Origin of the sequence: Collinsella aerofaciens (assembly GCF_005844325.1) — a bacterium.
GTDB classification, from domain to species: Bacteria; Actinomycetota; Coriobacteriia; order Coriobacteriales; family Coriobacteriaceae; genus Collinsella; species Collinsella aerofaciens_G.
Genome location: NZ_SPFY01000015.1, coordinates 22,264 through 41,670, shown reverse-complemented (window position 1 = coordinate 41,670; position 19,407 = coordinate 22,264). Strand labels below are relative to the sequence as shown.

General features: G+C 61.7%; 16 protein-coding genes. 9 read left to right on the top strand and 7 right to left on the bottom strand.

Annotated elements, in window-relative coordinates:
* Positions 1–199: 199 nt before the first annotated feature.
* Both pckA and FGQ61_RS06090 read right to left on the bottom strand, forming a co-directional pair.
* The gene (pckA, locus tag FGQ61_RS06095; protein WP_171021527.1) at positions 200–1,870 is read right to left on the bottom strand and encodes a phosphoenolpyruvate carboxykinase (ATP); all 1,671 of its coding nucleotides are present in this window, start codon (positions 1,868–1,870) and stop codon (positions 200–202) included.
* A gap of 278 nt (positions 1,871–2,148) precedes the next feature.
* A complete protein-coding gene (locus FGQ61_RS06090; protein WP_138374921.1) occupies positions 2,149–3,720 on the bottom strand; it encodes an L-lactate permease in 1,572 nt (523 codons plus the stop codon).
* Positions 3,721–3,901: 181 nt separating this feature from the next.
* Between FGQ61_RS06090 and FGQ61_RS06085 the strand changes: the two genes are divergently transcribed.
* Positions 3,902–5,482 (top strand): lipopolysaccharide biosynthesis protein, encoded by a 1,581-nt coding sequence (locus FGQ61_RS06085; protein WP_324248783.1) that lies wholly within the window; start codon positions 3,902–3,904, stop codon positions 5,480–5,482.
* A gap of 304 nt (positions 5,483–5,786) precedes the next feature.
* On the opposite strand, the gene FGQ61_RS06080 is transcribed toward FGQ61_RS06085, so the two are convergent.
* On the bottom strand, positions 5,787–6,626 hold the full coding sequence (locus FGQ61_RS06080) for a metallophosphoesterase family protein (protein ID WP_138374920.1): 840 nt from the start codon (positions 6,624–6,626) through the stop codon (positions 5,787–5,789).
* Between the two features lie 253 nt (positions 6,627–6,879).
* Between FGQ61_RS06080 and FGQ61_RS06075 the strand changes: the two genes are divergently transcribed.
* The 5 genes from FGQ61_RS06075 to FGQ61_RS06055 all read left to right on the top strand — a co-directional run bounded on the left by FGQ61_RS06075 (position 6,880) and on the right by FGQ61_RS06055 (position 13,184).
* Positions 6,880–8,484 carry a potassium/proton antiporter gene (locus tag FGQ61_RS06075; protein WP_138374919.1) on the top strand — a complete coding sequence of 535 codons (1,605 nt, stop codon included), beginning with the start codon at positions 6,880–6,882 and terminating at the stop codon, positions 8,482–8,484.
* Positions 8,485–8,708: 224 nt separating this feature from the next.
* Positions 8,709–9,833: a 3-phosphoserine/phosphohydroxythreonine transaminase gene (gene serC, locus FGQ61_RS06070; RefSeq protein WP_138374918.1), complete on the top strand. Its 1,125-nt coding sequence runs from the start codon at positions 8,709–8,711 to the stop codon at positions 9,831–9,833.
* Positions 9,834–9,902: 69 nt separating this feature from the next.
* The gene (locus FGQ61_RS06065) at positions 9,903–11,066 is read left to right on the top strand and encodes a phosphoglycerate dehydrogenase (RefSeq protein WP_138374917.1); all 1,164 of its coding nucleotides are present in this window, start codon (positions 9,903–9,905) and stop codon (positions 11,064–11,066) included.
* Between the two features lie 177 nt (positions 11,067–11,243).
* Positions 11,244–12,464 (top strand): M20 family metallopeptidase, encoded by a 1,221-nt coding sequence (locus FGQ61_RS06060; protein WP_138374916.1) that lies wholly within the window; start codon positions 11,244–11,246, stop codon positions 12,462–12,464.
* Positions 12,465–12,503: 39 nt separating this feature from the next.
* Positions 12,504–13,184, top strand: a complete 681-nt coding sequence (locus tag FGQ61_RS06055; protein WP_138374915.1) for a DUF1015 family protein — start codon at positions 12,504–12,506, stop codon at positions 13,182–13,184.
* Between the two features lie 129 nt (positions 13,185–13,313).
* Here FGQ61_RS06055 and FGQ61_RS06050 read toward each other — a convergent pair whose 3' ends face one another.
* From FGQ61_RS06050 to FGQ61_RS06040, 3 genes are all read right to left on the bottom strand, one after another.
* The gene (locus tag FGQ61_RS06050; protein WP_138374914.1) at positions 13,314–13,949 is read right to left on the bottom strand and encodes a histidine phosphatase family protein; all 636 of its coding nucleotides are present in this window, start codon (positions 13,947–13,949) and stop codon (positions 13,314–13,316) included.
* 17 nt (positions 13,950–13,966) lie between these two features.
* Positions 13,967–14,509: a histidine phosphatase family protein gene (locus FGQ61_RS06045; RefSeq protein WP_022095009.1), complete on the bottom strand. Its 543-nt coding sequence runs from the start codon at positions 14,507–14,509 to the stop codon at positions 13,967–13,969.
* Positions 14,510–14,591: 82 nt separating this feature from the next.
* Positions 14,592–15,263: a nitroreductase family protein gene (locus FGQ61_RS06040; protein ID WP_138374913.1), complete on the bottom strand. Its 672-nt coding sequence runs from the start codon at positions 15,261–15,263 to the stop codon at positions 14,592–14,594.
* A 264-nt stretch (positions 15,264–15,527) separates the two neighbouring features.
* Here FGQ61_RS06040 and FGQ61_RS06035 point away from each other — a divergent pair, with 264 nt between their 5' ends.
* Together FGQ61_RS06035 and FGQ61_RS06030 are read left to right on the top strand one after the other, a co-directional pair.
* Entirely contained in the window at positions 15,528–16,130 is a 603-nt protein-coding gene (locus FGQ61_RS06035) for an HdeD family acid-resistance protein (protein ID WP_138374912.1), read from the top strand.
* The gene (locus FGQ61_RS06030) at positions 16,131–16,613 is read left to right on the top strand and encodes a YaiI/YqxD family protein (protein ID WP_138374911.1); all 483 of its coding nucleotides are present in this window, start codon (positions 16,131–16,133) and stop codon (positions 16,611–16,613) included.
* A 165-nt stretch (positions 16,614–16,778) separates the two neighbouring features.
* On the opposite strand, the gene FGQ61_RS06025 is transcribed toward FGQ61_RS06030, so the two are convergent.
* Positions 16,779–17,879, bottom strand: a complete 1,101-nt coding sequence (locus FGQ61_RS06025) for a putative manganese transporter (protein ID WP_138374910.1) — start codon at positions 17,877–17,879, stop codon at positions 16,779–16,781.
* A 172-nt stretch (positions 17,880–18,051) separates the two neighbouring features.
* Here FGQ61_RS06025 and FGQ61_RS06020 point away from each other — a divergent pair, with 172 nt between their 5' ends.
* Positions 18,052–19,020 (top strand): 3'-5' exonuclease, encoded by a 969-nt coding sequence (locus tag FGQ61_RS06020; protein ID WP_006235437.1) that lies wholly within the window; start codon positions 18,052–18,054, stop codon positions 19,018–19,020.
* Positions 19,021–19,407 lie beyond the last annotated feature (387 nt).

The following is a 19,407-nucleotide window of genomic DNA, read 5'->3' as shown; positions in this document are numbered from 1 at the left end:
CCGAGTGAGGGCGCCTAAACAAAAAGCGCCCTTACAACGGCCACCTTCAAAGTCCTACGGTGCCGTCACAAGAACGCTTGCGCTGTCCCCATCCGGAGAAGGGGACGATATGTCAGACGTATTGTAACCCGAGTCATCCACACGAGCAAAACCACCACAAAGGTGCCCCCTTTATGATGGTTTTGAGTCTGAGGCGACGCTAGCGGCGGAGCCCCAGCAGGCCGCGGCCGCGATGACGGGCCTCGGCGGACACCTGGGCGTGCGGGCCGGCGGCTTTGACGGACTCGGGCAGGTGAGAGTACTTCTTCTCGAAGTTCTCCTCGAACATCACCGCCAGGTTGTGCGCGGCCTCGTCGTAGCGCGCGGTGCTCTGCCAATATTGGCGCGGCACCAGGATGCCATCGGGCACGCCGTGGCACGTCGTGGGAATGTCGACGTTAAAGATGTCGTCGTGCACGAACTCGCTGTCCTCGATGGTGCCGTCGAGGGCGCGCGCGACCAGCGAGCGCGTGTAGGCAAGCTCGATGCGATGGCCCACGCCGTAGCCGCCGCCGATCCAGCCGGTGTTGACCAGGTACACGCGCGTGCGGCCGTCGGCAATGCGCTCGCCAAGCATCTTGGCGTAAACCATGGGGTCGAGCGGCATAAACGGCTCGCCGAACAGCGAAGAGAACGTGGGCGTGGGCTCGGTGACGCCGACCTCGGTGCCGGGAATCTTAGCCGTAAAGCCCGTCACAAAGTGGTACATGGCGGCGTCGGCCGTCAGGCGCGAGATGGGCGGCAGCACGCCAAAAGCGTCGCAAGTCAGGAACAGCACGACACTCGGAGTGGTGCCCATGCCCTTAGTCCACGCGTTAGGAATGTGCTCCACGGGATAGGCCACGCGCGTGTTGTGCGTGATCGAGATGTCGTCGTAGTTGGGCTTGCGGTTCTCGTCGAGCACCACGTTTTCGCAAATGGCGCCAAAACGGACGGCGTTGAAGATCTCGGGCTCGTGGAAGGCGTCCAGGCCCTCGCATTTTGCGTAGCAGCCACCCTCGATGTTGAAGATGCCCATGTCGGACCAGCCGTGCTCGTCGTCGCCGATCAGCAGGCGCGTGGGGTTGGCAGAAAGCGTGGTCTTGCCCGTGCCGGACAGGCCAAAGAACACGGCAGTCTCGTGCGTGACGGGATCCATGCTGGCCGAGCAGTGCATGGGCAGCACGTCATCCTCGACGGGCAGCAGATAGTTCATGACACTGAAGATGGACTTTTTGATTTCGCCGGAGTAGCCGGTACCCGCGACCAAAATCACGCGCTCCTGGAAGTTGATGACCACGGCGGCGCTGGAGTTGAGGCCCTTGATGGCGGGGTCGCACTGGTAACCGGGCGCTGCGAGCACGCAGAAGTCGGGTTCGCCGGTGCGCGCGATTTCGCGGGCAAGCGGGCGGGCGAGCATCTGCTTAATAAAGAGTGCCTGGCTGGCACGCTCGCAGGCAACGAGCAGGCGACGCGTGTGGTTGCGGTCGGCGCCCGCCATGCCGCGGGTGACGAACACGTCGCGCTCGTTGAGATAGTCGACGATGCCGGCCTTGATGGCCTCATAGCTCTCGACGGACAGCGGGCGGTTGACCGCGCCCCAGGCGATTTTGTCGTGCACGTCGGGCGTGTCGACGATAAAGCGGTCGTTGGGCGAACGGCCAGTGTGCTCCCCTGTCTCGATCACCAGCGCGCCATTGGATGCCATGCGGCCTTCTTCGCGGCGGATAGCGTGTTCGACGAGCTCGGCTGCCGGCAGGTCGACCAGCAGACGGGGCTGATTCTCGGCGGGATCTTCAACGAGCGTAATACCAAAGTTGGACAAAACTTCTGCAGGGGTAACACCAGGCATGGGGCCTCCTTTAAAAACGCGACACGTGGACGCGACGCGCACTTTACTCACGTAAAGCCCGTTGTACCCGATATGCAAAAACGTTTTTGCGGCAAGGGCGGCAAGCCCGCCCAACGGTCAAAAATCGCAGGCAAGCGGCCTAGTCATTGGGGACGTTTTTAAACGACTAGTCATTGGGGACACTCTTGAACAGGCAATATTCAAGGAGTGTCCTCGGATGCCGGCACTTAGGGACGTTCCCAAAGTGCCGGCACATAAGGAACGTCCCTAAGTGCCGACTACAGTGGCAGGCCTTGGCCGAGCATGGCTATGGCGCTCATCAGGACCAGCATGCCGGCAGCGTAGGGCAGCACCGCGCCCAGGAGCTCGGCATCCTTACCGCGCACGTGCACGGCGGCAAGACCAATGGCGAAGGTCTGCGGCGAGATCATCTTACCGGCGGCGACGCCCAAGGCATTCAACGCGACCATCCAGTAGTCGCTCACACCCAGCGCAGTGGCAGCCTGGCTCTGAATGGGGCCAAACAGCATGCCCGAAGACGTGCCCGAACCGGTCACGAACGCACCGACCGCACCGATCCACGGAGCCAGAATCGGGTACAGACCGCCGGCGACCGCAATGCAAAACGCGCTGATCGACGAAATCATGCCGGCATAGCCCATCACCTTGGCGCAGCCCAGCACCGAAAGCATGGTGATCACCGTCGGCGTCATCTGCTTCACAGCCGCGGCCAGCACCTCGCCCATCATGCGCGGCGAAGCGCCCTGAATGGCACCGCCGACAAACGCCGCCAGGAAAATCCAGACGCCCGGCGTATTGATCCATGAAAACGTAAGCGTACCGGGATTCTCACCGCAATACACCTGCACATGGCTCGCAAACGGCGCGAGCGCAGCATGTACAGCGGGCACCAGATTAGACGTGCCCAGCAGCAACACAAAGATCAGGATGAAGCACGACCAGGCCGAAAGCGCCGACTTAACGGTGAGCTTCTCCCCGGCCTCGATATTCATATGGAAGCGAGCGTCCAGGTGACCGGATTTCTCGGCGCGCATGGCAAGCGCAGCTGTCAGCGCGAGCGAAACGATGGATCCTACGACCACGGCCAGCTCGGGGCCCACAAACATGGCAACGACCAGAGCCGCGCCGACAAACGACACGCCGGAGAGCAACGCCACGCCGGCAACACCGTGCAGACGCTCGCCCACACTCGCGGCATTGCCCTGGTCATCGGCAACACGGCCCGCAACCAGCACAATAAATAGCGGCATCACCACAAAGAACGGTGCGAGCTGCACCAGCTGAACGGTCGCTAGGTGAAGGGAATCCAAACCCACCAGGTCGGCAACGGACACCGTGGGGATGCCGATGGAGCCGTAGGGCGTGGGCACGCCGTTGGCCAGCAGACAGATGAGCACGGCAGGCACGGCCTCAAAGCCCAGGCCCGCGAGCATGCCGGCGGGAATGGCGACAGCGGTACCGAAGCCGGCCATGCCCTCCATAAAGCCACCGAAGCACCAAGCCACGAGCAGCGCCAGCAGACGGCGGTCGCTGCTGATGGAGGTGATCATGCTGCCGATCACGTCCATGGCGCCCGTACGAACGCACAGGTTATACGTGAACACCGCGGCGATGATCACCAGGACGATGGGCCACAGAGCCATCAAAAAACCTTCGAGCGAGGCGGTCGCGATCTGCGCTGCCGGCAGGTGCCACCATGCGAAGGCAAGCAAGCACGAAAGGACAAACGATCCGATAGCGGCCTTCCAAGCTGGCCATTTAAAGCACAGCAGCATCACGACCAGCCAAATAATCGGCACAAGAGCCAGTAAGAATGCGGCGACGTCCATAGGTAGAAGCTCCTTGGTACCGCGTGGGCGGCATCGGGGGGTGTCACAAAACTTCAACAGGATACCGCACGTTTACCGACAAATTACAGCCGCCCGCCGAAATTATTGAACAATCCGTTCAAAAACACGAACGAACACCGTCGCGTCTATACTAAAGCGCAGCAATAGAAAGGACTCCGCTTTGAGCATCACGCCCCTCGATAGCATTCGCCGCGCCATCGCCCGCCGCAACGGCGTCTCCAACCCCGCTGCATCGAGAGACGGCGCCGCGAAGGCCCAGGGCGGCCGCATCGAGAACGGCCTCTTCCCTGCCTCGCACACTGCCGAGGAACTCGCACGCATCCAAGAGCTGAGTCAGCGCAACGCCGGCGGGCCCGATAGCAGCCAAGCCACACGTCGCCGGCGCGAACGCGATCGCAAGCCCGGCCCCGTCCGCCGCATGGTCAACGCTTGGTGGAACCGTCTGCTCGGTGCCGTCTACGGCGGCGGCTTCTCCATGCAGGAAGCGGAATACGAGGAGCACGCCACCCGCCGCGATTACCTTTGGAACGCTCTCGGCACCGCCGTGTGGGGCTTGGCGTTTCCGCTGCTCACCATCGTGTCCACACAGCTCGTGGGCGCCGAAGAAGCCGGCAAGTTCTCCATCGCCTTTGTCACCGGCACGCTCATCATGATCGCATGCAACTACGGCGTGCGCAATTTCCAGGTCTCGGACATCGACGAAAAGACGTCCTTCGCCTCCTACCAGCTCAATCGTTGGATCTGCGGAGCGCTCGCCCTAGGCTGCGGCCTCATGTATAGCAGCGCCCGCGGCTATGACGCGCAGATGGCGACGATCGGCCTGGGCGTCTACCTGTATAAGGTCATCGACGGCGTCGCCGACGTGTACGAAGGCCGCCTGCAGCAGGCCGACAAGCTCTACTTGGCTGGAATGAGTCAAACGCTACGCTCCGTCGGCGTCATCGCGGTCTTCAGCGTGGCGCTGTTCTTCACGCGTAGCATGCCCATCGCGGCCATGGCCATGGGCATCGCCGCGATCGCCTCGCTCGTGCTGGTCACCGCGCCGCTCGCCCTGCTCGAGACCGAAAAATCGCGCCGCGTAAGCCTGCGCGAGGTCGGCCACCTGTTTGTCCAGTGCGCCCCACTCTTTGGCGCGCTATTCCTGTTCAATCTTATCGAGAGCATGCCCAAGTTTGTGATGGAAGGAACACTGGCCTACAAATACCAGTTGTACTTTAATGCCCTGTTTTTTCCAGCTCAGGCTATTCTGTTGAGCATTGGATTTGTCTATAAACCGCAGCTCCTGCGCTTGTCGAGCATTTGGGCTAATCCTCGCAAGCGTCGTCGCTTTGACCTGATTATTGTTGCCGTTATGGCGCTGATCGTGGTCATCACCGGCGTGTGCGCCGCATTTATGGCCGGTCCCGGTATTCCCCTCATGAGCTATATGTACGGCCTCAACTTTGAGCGCTACCGCACATTGGCGCTGCTGATGGTCGTCGCCGGCGGCGTCACCGCGGCCATCGACTTTATCTACGCCATCATCACGGTGCTGCGCCATGCCGGCGACGTCACCAAGATCTACCTGATCTGCTTTGCCGTGAGCGTGGTGCTCCCGGTGATTCTGATCAATCTGCTCGGCCTGATGGGCGCCGTCGTGAGCTACCTGACCATCATGGCCCTACTGCTGGTACTGTTGATTATCGAGTACGCCCACATCCGCCAACGCATAGAGAGGGACCGGAATCCGTACGGCGCCTAATTGCGGCGATGGGAGAAGCTAATTTGCGGTGGAATCACCCCGGCTGGAGTCTCGTTGCGGACACGTAAAACTAAGTGAGTAGATTTTTACCGAATCCCCGACCACACCGACAGAGCACAAGTCTGTGACCTGCGGTTTTATTGAGGCAAATATGTTGGGTGCTCGGCATTTCCAAAAAAGTCTACTCACTTAGCCGGCGGGCAGCCAAATGATTATTTAATCCCGTCCCAGAGAAATCAATTTGCGGGCAGAAGGGCAAAAGTAGTCAAAAAACCCTTCCCATATTAGCTACCCCTTGCACCGATTATTCGCCCGGGTTGATGTTCGCGTAGAACTCCGCCCCATCATCGAGCCGCAGGATGCCCACGCGACCGAACTCGGAGCCGGTGGCGGCAGCGCAGTCGATGTCGATGCGATCGGGCACACCGGCGGCATCCTCGCCGCCCAGGCGCACGATCTGCCCGCGGCCCGACTCCTCGTCGAGCCCCGCAAGACCACCGACCTCGCAATAACGCCCGAGCGACACCGTCGGCGTGTGACCGCTCACAACGACCGGGCCCTTACCCTCGGTAGAAAGCAGCCCGGTCGGCACATCCCAATAGCCGTGACGAATCCACAGCAGGTCATCGGACGACTGTACCGCGAGCATCTGCTGCAGCAGCTCGCGATCGGCACCCACCGCTCCAACGCCATCGGCACAATCGACGCCATGCTCAAGCAAAAACGCGCGCGCCGCCTTCATCTCGATTCCAGCATGCACCAGCAGATACGGGCGCTCCTCGGTCTCGACCACCGCGTAGAGCGGCAGCGCGGCCATCCATCGCACGAGCTCCTCGTATGCCTCAAATTCCATGTCGTTGAGCTGCTCGCGCGTCGTCCAGCCACCGTTGATATCCCAGGTCTCGGCATCGAGCGGATCCTGACCAATGATGGCATCGAGCATGATCTGCTCGTGATTACCCTTGAGCACGCGGGCGTTGGGCAGCGAGCGCACGAGCTTAATAACGCCGACCGGATCGGGCCCGCGATCGATCATGTCGCCCAGCACGTACAGCGTGTCGTCGGACGTCAACGAGATCTTAGACAGGGCCTCGTCAAGCGCACGCACGTGCCCGTGAGCATCAGATGTCACATAGATCGCCATGGTACGCCTCTCCTTGCATTGCGGCCGAAGCCCGGCTCCGCAACTAAAACTTCAAGTTGAACTTAAACGTTACCCATTGTACTCCGTTGCAATAAAGCTGGAAAGGGTTTCCGAGCAGAGGCAAAGACGGCAGTCGTCTATGACGATATCGCGCACGCCCGCAATCCAACCCCATAAACCCACCATCTTTGGGTACAAATAACCGCAGGCAACTGACCGTGCCACGCCAACCACCCAGGAGCGGACACCATCTATGAACCAGATCCTTCTTTTTATCGGCCTCGTCATCATTTTGTGCCTGACCATCAAACCCGTCGGCAAAAAGCTCCCCTTCCCCACCCTGCTTATCTTTATCGCGCTCGGCATGCTGTTGGGCGTCAACGGCCCGGCGGATATCGACTTTAGCGACTACGCGCTTACCGAAACCGTCTGCAGCACGGCGCTGCTGTTCATCATGTTCTACGGCGGCTTTAACACCAATATCGACCGCGCCAAGCCCGTCGCTGCGCCGGCGGTGCTGCTGAGCACGCTCGGCGTCGTCATCACTGCCGGCATCACCGGCGTGTTCGCCCACTCTGTGCTGGGCTTCGACTGGATCGGCGGCCTGCTGCTGGGATCGGTCGTGGCGTCGACCGACGCGGCAAGCGTCTTTAGCGTGCTGCGCGAGCACAACCTTTCGCTGAGGGGCGGCACAGACTCGCTGCTCGAGGTCGAATCGGGCTCCAACGACCCCGTCGCCTACCTGCTCACCGCCGTGCTCGCCACACTCGCGGCCGGCGGCGACATCAACATTCCCGCACTGCTGGCCAAGCAGATCATCCTGGGCGCGGGTTTGGGTCTTGCCATCGGCTGGGCGGCGGGCCGCCTGATTGAACGCGCGCACGCAACGGCCGAGGGCGCGCAGACCATCTTTTTGTTCGCCGTGGCCATCGTCGCCTACGCGCTGCCGAGCTACCTGGGCGGCAACGGCTTTTTAGCCGTGTACCTGGCCGGCATTGTGCTGGGCGCCAGCGACATCACCGGCAAAGTCGAGATGGCGCACTTCTTTGACACCCTCACCGAGATGGCCGAGATGACGATCTTCTTCTTGCTCGGCCTGCTCGTAACGCCCGCACGCCTGCCGCAGATGCTGCTGCCGGGCCTGGCACTCATGGCGTTCATGCTCTTCGTGAGCCGCCCCATCGCCGTCGGCGTGCTCCTAGCGCCCTTTAAGACGAATCCCCGCCAGGTCGCGCTCGTAAGCTGGGCGGGCCTACGCGGAGCAGCTTCGGTCGTCTTTAGTCTCTTTGCCGTAGTGGCCGGCGTTCCCGGCGGACACGACCTATTTGACCTGGTGTTTGCGATTGCCGTGTCGAGCATTGTGGTGCAGGGCTCGCTGCTGCCGGCGGTGGCGAAGAAGCTCGATATGATCGATGCGACCGGCGACGTGCGTCGCACCTTTAACGACTACCGCGACGAAGACGGCATGTCGTTCGTCAAGCTCAAAGTAGGCGCTGGACATCCGTTTGCCGGACGCTCGCTCGCCGACATTGGCAGCGCAACGGACATGCTGGTGGTCTTGGTGCTGCGTGACGGCGCCCATCCGGTGCTGCCCAACGGCGATACCGTGATCCAGGAAGGCGATCTGCTGGTGATGGCCGCCCCAACGTTCGAAGAGCGTGCCGAGGTTACGCTGCGCGAGGTCACCGTGACGCCCCACGGTCGCCTGGCCGGCCAGCGCCTGCGCGATGTGCCACAAGGCAAGCATCCGTTTATTGTGGTGATGCTCAAGCGCGAAGGCCAAACGATCATCCCCGACGGCAACACCCTAATATACGCCGGCGACGAAGTCGTCATCGCCACGCTAGCATCGTACTAACTAGGAGGTAGCTAATTTAGGACGAAGAGATCAAGCGCCTAGAGAACCTCATGTCTTCGCTCGCAGATTTGGATTTGCCTGAGGAGTAAGGTCGCCCCTCTCCCATGTAACCATACTGTAAATCATAGCGGCGCAGTCGAGTTTTACCGTGATGCGGTCGCGCCTGGCGCTCCACTGTGCTAAAGTATCCCGAACGTTCAAACGACTACGAGGGAGACTAGAAGATGGCACGTGTGCACAACTTCTCAGCTGGCCCGGCCGCACTGCCCACAAGCGTGCTCGCCGAGATCGCCGACGAGATGATGGACTACCGCGGTTGCGGCATGTCCGTGCTCGAGATGAGCCATCGATCTAGCATGTACCAGCAGATCATCGACGACGCCGAGGCAACCCTGCGTCGCCTGCTGAGCATCCCGAACAACTACCACGTCCTATTTTTGCAGGGCGGCGCCACGCTACAGTTTGCGGGCATCCCGATGAACCTCATGCGCCGCGGCCGCGCCGGCTACGTCGTGACCGGCAACTTTGCCAACAAGGCATACAAAGAAGCCGACAAGTACGGCGAGGCCGTGCTGCTCGCGAGTTCCGAGGACACCAACTTCGACCGCATCCCCGACATGGCCGACATCAACGCGCGCATTGCCGCCGAGGCCGCGGGCGACGGGCTCGACTACGTTTACATCTGCCAGAACAACACCATCTTTGGCACCATGTACCACGAGCTGCCCGCTTGCGGCGACGTACCGCTGGTCGCAGATGTCTCGAGCTGCTTTCTGTCGCAGCCGCTCGACGTCGAGCGCTACGGGCTCATCTACGCCGGCGCTCAGAAAAACGCCGGCGCCGCGGGCGTGACCGTGGTTATCGTGCGCGACGACCTCATCGCCGACGGCCCCGCCTTTGCGCAGACACCGCAGTACATGGACCTTAAGGCCCAGGCCGCCAAGGGCTCCATGCTCAACACGCCCAACACCTTTGGCATCTACGTGTGCGGCAAGGTGTTCCATTGGGTCGAGGAGACCGGCGGACTTGCCGCCATGGCCGAGCGCAACTGGGCCAAGGCCAACCTGCTCTACGACCTGCTCGAGCACAGCGAGCTGTTCCATGGCACCACGCAGGCCGACAGCCGCTCCATCGCCAATGTCACCTTCCGCACCGGCGACGCCGAACTCGACGCGGCCTTTGTCGCAGGCGCGGCCGAGCACCAGATTCAAAACGTCAAGGGCCATCGCCTGGTGGGCGGCATGCGCGCCAGCGTCTACAACGCCGTAACCATGGAAGACGTGCAGGCACTGGCCTCGTACATGAAGGACTTCGAAACGCAGCGTAGTTTGAGCCCGCGATCTAACTAGCCCGCAACGCGCGGGCCGACCAGCCACTTCAAACCACCTGTTTAAACCAAACCTGCTAAGGAGTTTTTCATGCGCAAGATTAAGACCATCGACGACATCACCAAGGACGGCAAAGTCGAGTTTGGCGAGGGCTACGAATTTGTGAGCACCGCCGAGGAGGCCGACGCCATCCTGATGCGCTCGACTGACCTGCACGGCTACGAGCTGCCCGAGGGCATCCGCGCCATCGCCCGCTGCGGCGCCGGCGTCAACAACATCCCCGTCGAGGAGTACGCCAAGAAGGGCGTCGTCGTCTTTAACTCCCCCGGTGCCAACAGCAACGCCGTTAAGGAGCTCGTCCTAGGCATGCTGGTGCTCTCGAGCCGCGGCGTGGTGCAATCGATGAACTGGGTGCGCGACAACGCCGACGACCCCGAGATCCAGGTCGATGCCGAAAAAGCCAAGAAGGCCTTTGTGGGCCGCGAGCTCAAGGGCAAGCGCATCGGCGTCATCGGTCTGGGCAACGTGGGATCCAAGGTCGCCAACGCCTGCGTCGATCTGGGCATGGACGTCTACGGCTACGATCCGTTCATTTCCGTCGAGCACGCATGGGTGCTGAGCCGCGAGGTGCAGCGCGTGGGCACGCTCGAGGACCTCTGCCGCGGCTGCGACTATCTCACCGTGCACGTGCCCAGCAAGGCCGACACCATCGGTATGATCAGCACCGAGCAGATCAACCTGCTGGCCCCGGGCGCCGTGCTCATCAACTACGCGCGCGAAACCATCATTGACGAGGACGCCGTCGACGCTGCCCTGCGCGAGGGCAAGCTGAGCTGGTTTAGCTGCGACTTCGCCACGCCCAAGACCGTCAAGATGCCCAACACGTTTATCACCACGCACTCGGGCGCCGGCACTGGCGAGGCCGAGGCCAACTGCGCCGACATGGCCATCAGCGAGCTCAAGGATTACCTGGAGAACGGCAACATCGCGCACAGCGTCAACTACCCCGCCTGCAGCATGGGCAAGGCGCGCGCCGCGAGCCGCATCGCCTGCCTGCACGCCAACGTGCCCAACATGATCGGCCAGATCACGGCCATCCTGGCCAAGGACAACGCCAACGTGCAGCGTATGACCAACGAGTCCGCCGGCGAGAACGCCTACACCATGTTCGACACCGACGAGCACCTGGACAGCAGCACCATCGAGGCACTCAAGCAGATTCCGTCGATGTATCGCGTGCGCGTAATCAAATAGCGCCGGCTGATCTGACGGGCAGTTCCCCATGTGGCCTGCCCGTCACTGACATTGAATGCCCGCGGGGACGCCTTTCGCACGAGAGGCGCCCCCGTTTTTGTGAGCACTCCATTAAATACACCGAGCCGCTTCTTGACATACAATCTGTATGTTGACCTAACTATCTGTGAGGTGCCTATGGTTGATACAGATTTTGCTTGGCGGCTTACGCAAGGACTCGTGCGGATCGACAGCTCAGACCCGGGTGCGTATGAGGACGAGATTGAGCGCTATATCAAAGCGTTGGTTGAGGAACGGGTGGCACAGCTGAGCCATCCGGTGCTCCATGCCGTGCAGGTTGAGGAACTCGAGGTGCTGCCCGGGCGCCGCAACCTTATGGTCACCGTGCCGGGACTGAGCGACGAGCCACGGCTCGTCTATATCTGCCATATGGATACCGTTACGCTGGGCGATGGCTGGGACGCGGACATTCCGCCGCTCGGAGCGATCGTGCGCAACGATAAACTCTATGGCCGCGGTGCCTGCGATATGAAGGGTGGTCTGGCCTGCGCCATTGCCGCACTGGTCCATACGCTCGAGCGCGTGGCGGCAGAAGGCGAGCTGCCCCGCCGTGGCTTCTCACTCATTTGCTCGGTCGACGAGGAGGACTTTATGCGCGGCTCAGAGGCCGCGATCGATGCCGGCTGGGTCGGCTCGCGCGAATGGGTGCTGGACACCGAACCCACCGACGGACAGATCCAGGTGGCGCACAAGGGGCGCACGTGGCTCGAGATTGAAATGGCTGGCGTAACGGCGCATGCGAGCCAGCCGTGGAAGGGCGCGGATGCCGTCGCCGCCATGGCCGAGGTCGTGTGTTCGCTCCGTCGCGCGTTTGTGGCGCTGCCCGCGCACGATGAGCTGGGGCCTTCGACCATCACGTTTGGCCAAATCGAGGGCGGATATCGCCCCTATGTCGTGCCCGACCGCGCCAAAGTCTGGGTCGACATGCGCCTGACCCCGCCGACCGATACGGCCGCCGCGACGCGCATGGTAGAGCAGGCCATCGCCGTTGCCGAAGCCGCGGTCCCCGGCTGCCATGGAAGCTACACCGTGACAGGCGACCGCCCCGCTATCGAGCGCGATCCAAGCTCTCCTCTTCTAGCCGCGCTCAAGCGTGCCGCCGATGACGTGACGGGGGCGGACACGACCGTCGGCTTCTTTACCGGCTACACCGACACCGCTGTCATTGCCGGCAAGACAGGTAACCGCAATTGCATGAGCTACGGTCCCGGGTCGCTCGCGCTCGCGCACAAGCCCAACGAATATGTGCCCCATGCCGATATCGTTCGTTGTCAGCAGGTGCTGATCGCGCTCGCCGATAACGTGCTCTGGGACGCGAGCGGCCAAGTTGGGGCATAATAAGCCGCGAACAAACCGACTCGTGCGTTAGGACCGCCCATGAAAGCACTTCCGTTTCCCTGCATCCGCCCGGCTCAGGACCGCGTGCTCGAGGCGCTGCCTGCAATGGGCAGCATCCTGAGCGGCAACGATGCTCTGCGCGGAGCCATTGCCGATGGCCTGATGCTCAAGGACCCGGGCGCGGCGTATTACGTGTACGAATGCTCGGGCGAGCCGGGGCGCGTAACAGGTGTCGTGGCGATCTGCCCGGTTGGTGCGCTGGCGGGCGGCGACGCGGTTGCCGCCGATACGACCGCCGCTGCGCGCGCAATCGCCGACCTCAAGGTACAGCCCCGTCCCGTAACGCTTGTCTACGAAGCCTCTCCCGTCATGGATATCATCCTCGGCGCCGCAAAAGAGGGCGCTTCACTCTATGCCGTCACCGACCCCGCCGGCATTACGCACCGCGTGTGGGAGGTCAAGCGCGAGGACGCCGTCGGGGCCATCCGCGCCATGCTCGACCAGGCGCCGGAGCCGGCACTGGCCGACGACCCTGCCTACGCTGTCGCACTAGTCGAGGCATCACAGCTCCTGGCCGACGGTGCACGTGCCGCCGGCACCTACACGGGCAAAGAGCCGTTCAACTTTGCCGTAGCTGCGCTCTTCCCCGCCGCGCAGGTCAGCGGCGGCGCGGCGCAGGTTCCGACGGGTCTGCTCACGCACCAGGTCGCGCGGTTCTAGCAAGACCAGACCGTCCAGCACAAAAATCGGCAGCCCAACAAACAGGGGGCGGAGATGCAGCAGGTACATGCATCTCCGCCCCTTTTGCGTCGAGAAGTTATGCCGACGACCCGTGCCGCCGCGCTCGCGTTATCCGCGCTGCGGACCCGCAGTAGCCACGAGCGGTTCAAGCCCCAGCTCGCGCGCGTAGTCTTCCTGCGTAAAGACTTCGACCAGTTCAAACGTATCGGCCGCATCGTCAAACGCAAAATGCAGCACTGAGCAGTTGCCCGGCACGCGTTCGCGCTCGTCGGCCGCCGCGCCCCGCACGTGGTCCAAAAACTCCTTGATAGCCGAACCGTGGCTCACCGCGAGCACACACTCGTGGTCCGGACGTCGCATAAGATCGGTTATCGTCGCCGCCATGCGCTCGCGCACCTGCATCTGGCCCTCGCCGCCAAACTGACGATAGAAATCTCGCCACGGGCGCTCGGGCATAAGCATCACGCGCTCGGCCTCAAAGTCGCCAAAGAACCACTCACGCAGACCGTCCAGGCGCTCGTACGCCAAGCCCGGCCACAGGTTGGCGATAGTCTGCTCGGTGCGATGAAGTGTGGAGGTGTAGGCATGATCGGGTTCAATGCCGCGCGCACGTAAGAACATGCCGGCACGCGCCGCCTGGTCGCATCCCAGCTGCGTGAGCGGCGAGTCACTCCAACCCTGAATAATGCGCTTAAGGTTGAATATTGTCTGCCCATGACGAACCAGATACAGGTCTTTATTCATAGGGGTCCTTTCGTTCGTTACCAATCAAGGAGCGAAAACGCACCGTCGCAATAGCCAAAATGAAGCACGGCACCGTTGTCGGGTAGCTCTCCCCTGCCAGTCACATACTCAAGAAACTCCTGGCAGGAAGAGCCGTGGGAGACTGCCAGCACACAGTCGTGCTGCGGCCTGGCCATGATGTGGGACAGCGCCGCGACCATGCGCGACTGGAGCTCGCCTTCAGACTCGCCACCAAAGGCCACCGGATAATCACCCCAGGGCTGCGGCGGCATCTCGCGATTTGATGTACCCTCCAGCGAGCCCAAATGCCACTCGCGCAGGTCATCGACCAGCTCTATCGAGCGGCCCTCACCAGCAATTAGCTCAGCCGTATGCCGCGCCCGGCCCAACGGCGAGGAATACACACGGTCAAAGGTCACGCCACGCGCCTCAAACGCCGCGCGCGTCGCCAGCGCCTGCTCGCGCCCGCGCGCCGTAAGCGGCGAATCGTGCCCACCCTGCAAAATGTTCTGCACATTGAGCTCAGTCTGCCCATGCCGCACCAAATACAAATCTGCCACACGTCCTCCCCTCGCACCACCGCAAAGGGGACAGGTACCTTTGTGGTGGTTTACCGCCGGATCACACCGCGGTGACGCTCAGCTACACCAGTACGTCGGCAAGCGGGCGCTTAGGTACGTGGTGCACCTGCGCCTCGTCGCGCCAGTAATTAATTGAGCCGTCGGGGTTGGAATCGATCGCATCGATCACCTGCGTCTCGGCCGGAACGCCAAACGCCATGATCAGCTTGAGCTCATACTTATCGCTATCGAGCCCCATGGCATCGATCGCGTGGGGCGTAAAGGCCTTGAACATGCAGGCAGCCACCTCGGGCGTGGCGCTGCGGGCGGCGAGCATCATCGTCTGCGCGGCAATGCCCGTGTCGACCTCAGTAATAGGAGCGGCGGGCTTACCCGGAACGGCGCGCTCGGCAAGAATCGCGATGTAGCCGGTCGGGCGCTCGCCCTCATCGGGACCCGGCCAATCCTTGAGCGCACCGGCCCATGCAAGCTCGTCAAATACACGCGCGCAGTCCTCTGCACCGCTTACCACATGAAAACGCAGACGCTGAGCATTGGCACCACAGGGAGTCAGGTGCGCCAGCTCCGCCAGCTCAAGCAAAAGCTCACGCGGCACGCGCATGGACTCGTCAAAGCGACGGCACGTGCGGGCGCAGCGAACCAACGCATCAAACGCGTCCAAGCCGAGCTTTTCGCAACCCTGCTTTGCCATCGACTCCGCGCTCGACGGCGCCGCGGGAACTGTTTCGTTCATAGGGACCCCCAATTTCGGGCAATTGTTCTTAGGAGAATCTAACCTAAAACCTTGGCAATTACATACAGCGGCGTAATGTTCTACAATTGTTGATTAATCCTCACTGGAGCGGGAACAAAAGTAACAATTCGGGAATGTGGGGCGGCAATTCGTCCTTCCCGCCCCATGCATCGGCGCCCTTGGGCGATACTTGTTGCAGCACTTTTGGCGTACGCCGCACGGAGAGCAATGAACGCGACGTGCACCGCACGGAAAGGAGACATTATGGGCATCTTTAAGAACGATGACCAAAAATCGAGCCAGTTTGGATTTGACGAGAAAAGCATGGCGGGCAAAGCCGTCAAGGCCGTGCGCTGGATTTACGCCATCACGGGCGTCTTGGCGCTCGTCGCCGGCATCGCACTGCTGTTTGCGCCCGCCAAGTCCCTCGTCTTCCTAACGACCGTCTTGGGCTTCTACTTTGTGATCACGGCCGCGATCAGGCTGTTTACCGCTGTTTTCGAGCCACTGCTGCCCACCGGCTGGCGCGTGACGAGCATCATCTCCAACCTACTCATTATCTTGGGCGGCGTCATAATCCTGCGCAACCAGGCCTTCTCGACCGCGACGCTCACCACGATGGTGGTTATCGTGGCCGGCTTTGGCTGGATCGTCGAAGGTGTCATGTCCATTCTGGAGTCCGAGCTTTCGTCCAACCGTGCCCTCGCCATCCTGAGCGGCGCGCTCTCCATCATCGCCGGCATGTTCGTGTTTATCTATCCGCTGTGGTCGGCCAAGATGCTCGTCATCTTTAGCGGCACCGCACTGCTGGTGTTTGGCGTAACGCTGATTGTTCGCGCTATTCAATTTGGCAAACTGGTGCACTAGATGCCGCGAACGCTCTTTATTGATGCAGACGCCTGCCCGGTCACGCGCGAGTCGATTGACTGCGCGCGGCGGGCGGGCGTCGCCGTCGTTATCGCCGGCAACAGCACACAGAACCTGGAACGCCACATTCGCCGCGACGATCCGCGCGACGTCGAGCATGCGCGACGCGGATTTTGGGTCACGACGCTCGATGTGAGCGTGGGCGCCGACAGCGCCGACTTTGCCATTGTCGAACGCCTGCAGGCGGGCGACGTAGTCGTGACGCAGGACATTGGCTTGGCGAGCATGGTGCTCGGGCGCGATGCCGCCGCCATCGGCGTGCGCGGGCGCGTCTACGATAAGGCGACCATCGACATGCAACTGTTTATTCGCCACGAGGAAAAGAAGGTGCGCCGCGCCGGCGGTCGCACTCGCGGTCCGGCGGCATTTACCAGCGAAGACCGGGCCCGCTTTAAGCGCAGCCTCACCGAGCTGCTGCGCTAACCAAGGTAGATTTTCGGGACATGCCCGGAAATCTACCTTTTTGTTTTGCGCGGTGTGAGCGCTCGGAATCCATGGCTCAACAAAAAACGGGCTTCAAAATGCCATGCGTCGCCGCATTGCGCAGGCGCCGAGCATGGCTATTTGAAGCCCATTTTTTAGGCCTACTTAGAGGCCGAAGGCGGATAGGATAAGGCCCCAGCCGGCGCCGATGACGTACATCATGACCAGGAACACGGCGTTTTCACGAGCGCTGCGGTTGGTGCGGAACAGGACAAGATAGCCCACGCCGGCGGAAATGAGCGTGCCGGCGAGCATCGGCGCCAGCTGTAGCGCGCCCTCCAGGTACAGCTGCGTAATGACCACGCTGGCCGAGCAGTTGGGGATCAGGCCGACGAGTGCCGAGCCCAAGACGGCGAGCGTCTCGTTGCCACGCAGGAACTGCTCGATCGCGAACTCTCCGAAGGTCTCGAGCACGGCAACTAGAATCAGCGTCACCAGGAAAATAAAAACCGAAACCTGCACGGTGTGCGAGATCGCGCTGCGGATAATCGACAGGACGGGCGCACCTTCGTGGGAGTGACCGTGGTCGTGCCCATGGCCGTGGTGGTGCTCATGCTCGCCTGCGTGACCGTGGTCATGGCTGTGTCCGTGGTCGCGCTCGTGTTCATCTTCATCATCATCGCAACCGCAATGGTCGCGCTCGCACAACTCGTGGATGTGGTCGGCGCTCACGCCCGCCTCGGCCACTTCATCAATGATGTCGCCCCCGGTATGGTCGTCGTGCGCGCAGTTCACATGAGCCGGATTGGCAGCGGTCCCCAGCACGGTACGGCGAATCGCCGCATGCGCGCGGGAATTACGACGAAGGCCGCGGATAGCCGCGTCCACGATAAAGCCCGTGACCAGCGCGATCAGTGCCTTCGAAGCCAAAAGCATCGCCATGGTCTGCACGGGCACCTGCTCGGCGAGCAACAGCGGCAGCATCTCATCGGAGGTCGAGAGGAACACGGCGACCAGCGTGCCCAGCGTCACGACACGGCCGGCGTACAGCGTTGCTGCCATGGCCGAAAATCCGCACTGCGGCACAATGCCCAGCAGCGAGCCAGCCACGGGACCCGCAGCGCCGGCGCGCTTGATAGCGCCGTTGACGCGGTCGCCCGCAACGTGCTCAAGTGTCTCGAGAGCAAGATACGTCACCAACAAAAACGGCGCCAGCGAGAGCGTGTCCTTGCCGGCGTCGAGCAGAATATCAATCAGCAAATCCATGACGGATGGAACCTTTCATGTCTTTCGGCAGCATTGTAAAAGTCCTAGCGGTCAACTAGGGTATTGTAGTTGTCCTAGGCGCGATGCCAATAGTTGCCCATGGTAAACTATCATCTCGCCATAACTCAATGCCACCGAGCCGCGCGACACGGCCCGTCCAAGGAGCAGTTATATGAACGTTTCACAAGCACTCGAATACGAGCGCCAGCCGTTTATTCCCATGTTTATCTATGGCGATCACGGCGCCATGGAGTCCGAGCGCCAGAAGGGCGAGGAGGCCCTTAAGGTGCTCGAAACCGAGTACTTTACCGCCGAGGGCGACCCCAGCTTCGACTTTGCCACCGTGCGCGACCTGGCTGACCGCAACCGCGACCTGTGCGACCAGATTGGCGAGGCGCGCCTGCGCAACGTGACGCCCGCGACGCTTTCGCGCGGCCTGTCCGATGCCGACACCTGCGCCGCCATCGGCAAGATGCAAAAGCGCACCGCCGCGTCGGTCATGCGCGAGATCCGCGGCGACCGCGACGCGCTCGGCGTGGCCTACGCCCGCAAGCCCATCCAGGGCACCGTGCTCGGTATCGACATCGAGACCACCGGCCGTGCACCCGAGCGCGGTTATATCATCAATGTGGGTTGGGAAATCATGGAGCTCACCAGCGACGCCGTCCCGCACGACGCCGAGGCGCACTACTGCGGTTTGCCCGACATCTACCGCGGCGAGGATGTGCCGTTGTCGAATATCCACCACATCACCTGGGACGACATCGACGGCAAAAAGCCATTCCGCGAGAACAAGGAACTGCAGAAGCAGCTGCTCAAGCTTATGAAGAAGTACCCTTACATGGCGCACAACGCCGCCTTTGAGGACAGTTGGTTCAAGATCCACCTGGACGGTTACGCCGAGGCACGCCGCGCCGGCAAGATCATCGTCATCGACTCGCGCCAGATCTGCCGCAGCCTGGATGCCGACGTCCGCTCGCTCCCCCGCGAATCCGCGCCCGCCGCACTCGAGAACTGGGCGCGCCGCCGTGGAACCCTCGCCGCCGACGCCAACGAGCAGCACCTGGGCCTCGACGACACCGACCTCATGCTCCGCACGGTTCAGGCCGAGTTCAACCTCAAGAACCTATTCGCGAAATAACCGATCCATCTGCGGGAGCGCCTGCCAGGCACAGCGCAATCCGTCTGGGCACACCGACACGCAGTAAACTAGGGCGCAGCCTTATGGCTGCACCCTAGTTTTCATCAAAACGAGCAAATACGCGTGCTTCACATAGTCGGCAGGTTGGCCCACCTACATTTTTCGAGTTGTTCGGCCAGCTGAACCACTAGTCAAGGCCCCTTGAACCGCAATCGAAGCTAAAATCGCCTTAATTTCGCAACCAAGCCCCATAAATCTACCTGAATCAATTCGAATAGGACGTTGCGATCGCACCATTTGTATAGGATAAGGCCGAATAACTCAAATTATGTTGGTGAGGCATCTGAGCGGTCGGCAAAAACGCTTAGAAGCTACGAATCCGCAACT

Excerpts from the sequence above, each read along its gene's own strand:
- pckA (WP_171021527.1), bottom strand. The coding sequence starts at position 1,870 with ATGCCTGGTGTTACCCCTGCAGAAGTTTTGTCCAACTTTGGTATTACG.
- FGQ61_RS06090 (WP_138374921.1), bottom strand. The coding sequence starts at position 3,720 with ATGGACGTCGCCGCATTCTTACTGGCTCTTGTGCCGATTATTTGGCTG.
- FGQ61_RS06080 (WP_138374920.1), bottom strand. The coding sequence starts at position 6,626 with ATGGCGATCTATGTGACATCTGATGCTCACGGGCACGTGCGTGCGCTT.
- FGQ61_RS06075 (WP_138374919.1), top strand. The coding sequence starts at position 6,880 with ATGAACCAGATCCTTCTTTTTATCGGCCTCGTCATCATTTTGTGCCTG.
- serC (WP_138374918.1), top strand. The coding sequence starts at position 8,709 with ATGGCACGTGTGCACAACTTCTCAGCTGGCCCGGCCGCACTGCCCACA.
- FGQ61_RS06065 (WP_138374917.1), top strand. The coding sequence starts at position 9,903 with ATGCGCAAGATTAAGACCATCGACGACATCACCAAGGACGGCAAAGTC.
- FGQ61_RS06060 (WP_138374916.1), top strand. The coding sequence starts at position 11,244 with ATGGTTGATACAGATTTTGCTTGGCGGCTTACGCAAGGACTCGTGCGG.
- FGQ61_RS06055 (WP_138374915.1), top strand. The coding sequence starts at position 12,504 with ATGAAAGCACTTCCGTTTCCCTGCATCCGCCCGGCTCAGGACCGCGTG.
- FGQ61_RS06050 (WP_138374914.1), bottom strand. The coding sequence starts at position 13,949 with ATGAATAAAGACCTGTATCTGGTTCGTCATGGGCAGACAATATTCAAC.
- FGQ61_RS06040 (WP_138374913.1), bottom strand. The coding sequence starts at position 15,263 with ATGAACGAAACAGTTCCCGCGGCGCCGTCGAGCGCGGAGTCGATGGCA.
- FGQ61_RS06035 (WP_138374912.1), top strand. The coding sequence starts at position 15,528 with ATGGGCATCTTTAAGAACGATGACCAAAAATCGAGCCAGTTTGGATTT.
- FGQ61_RS06030 (WP_138374911.1), top strand. The coding sequence starts at position 16,131 with ATGCCGCGAACGCTCTTTATTGATGCAGACGCCTGCCCGGTCACGCGC.
- FGQ61_RS06025 (WP_138374910.1), bottom strand. The coding sequence starts at position 17,879 with ATGGATTTGCTGATTGATATTCTGCTCGACGCCGGCAAGGACACGCTC.
- FGQ61_RS06020 (WP_006235437.1), top strand. The coding sequence starts at position 18,052 with ATGAACGTTTCACAAGCACTCGAATACGAGCGCCAGCCGTTTATTCCC.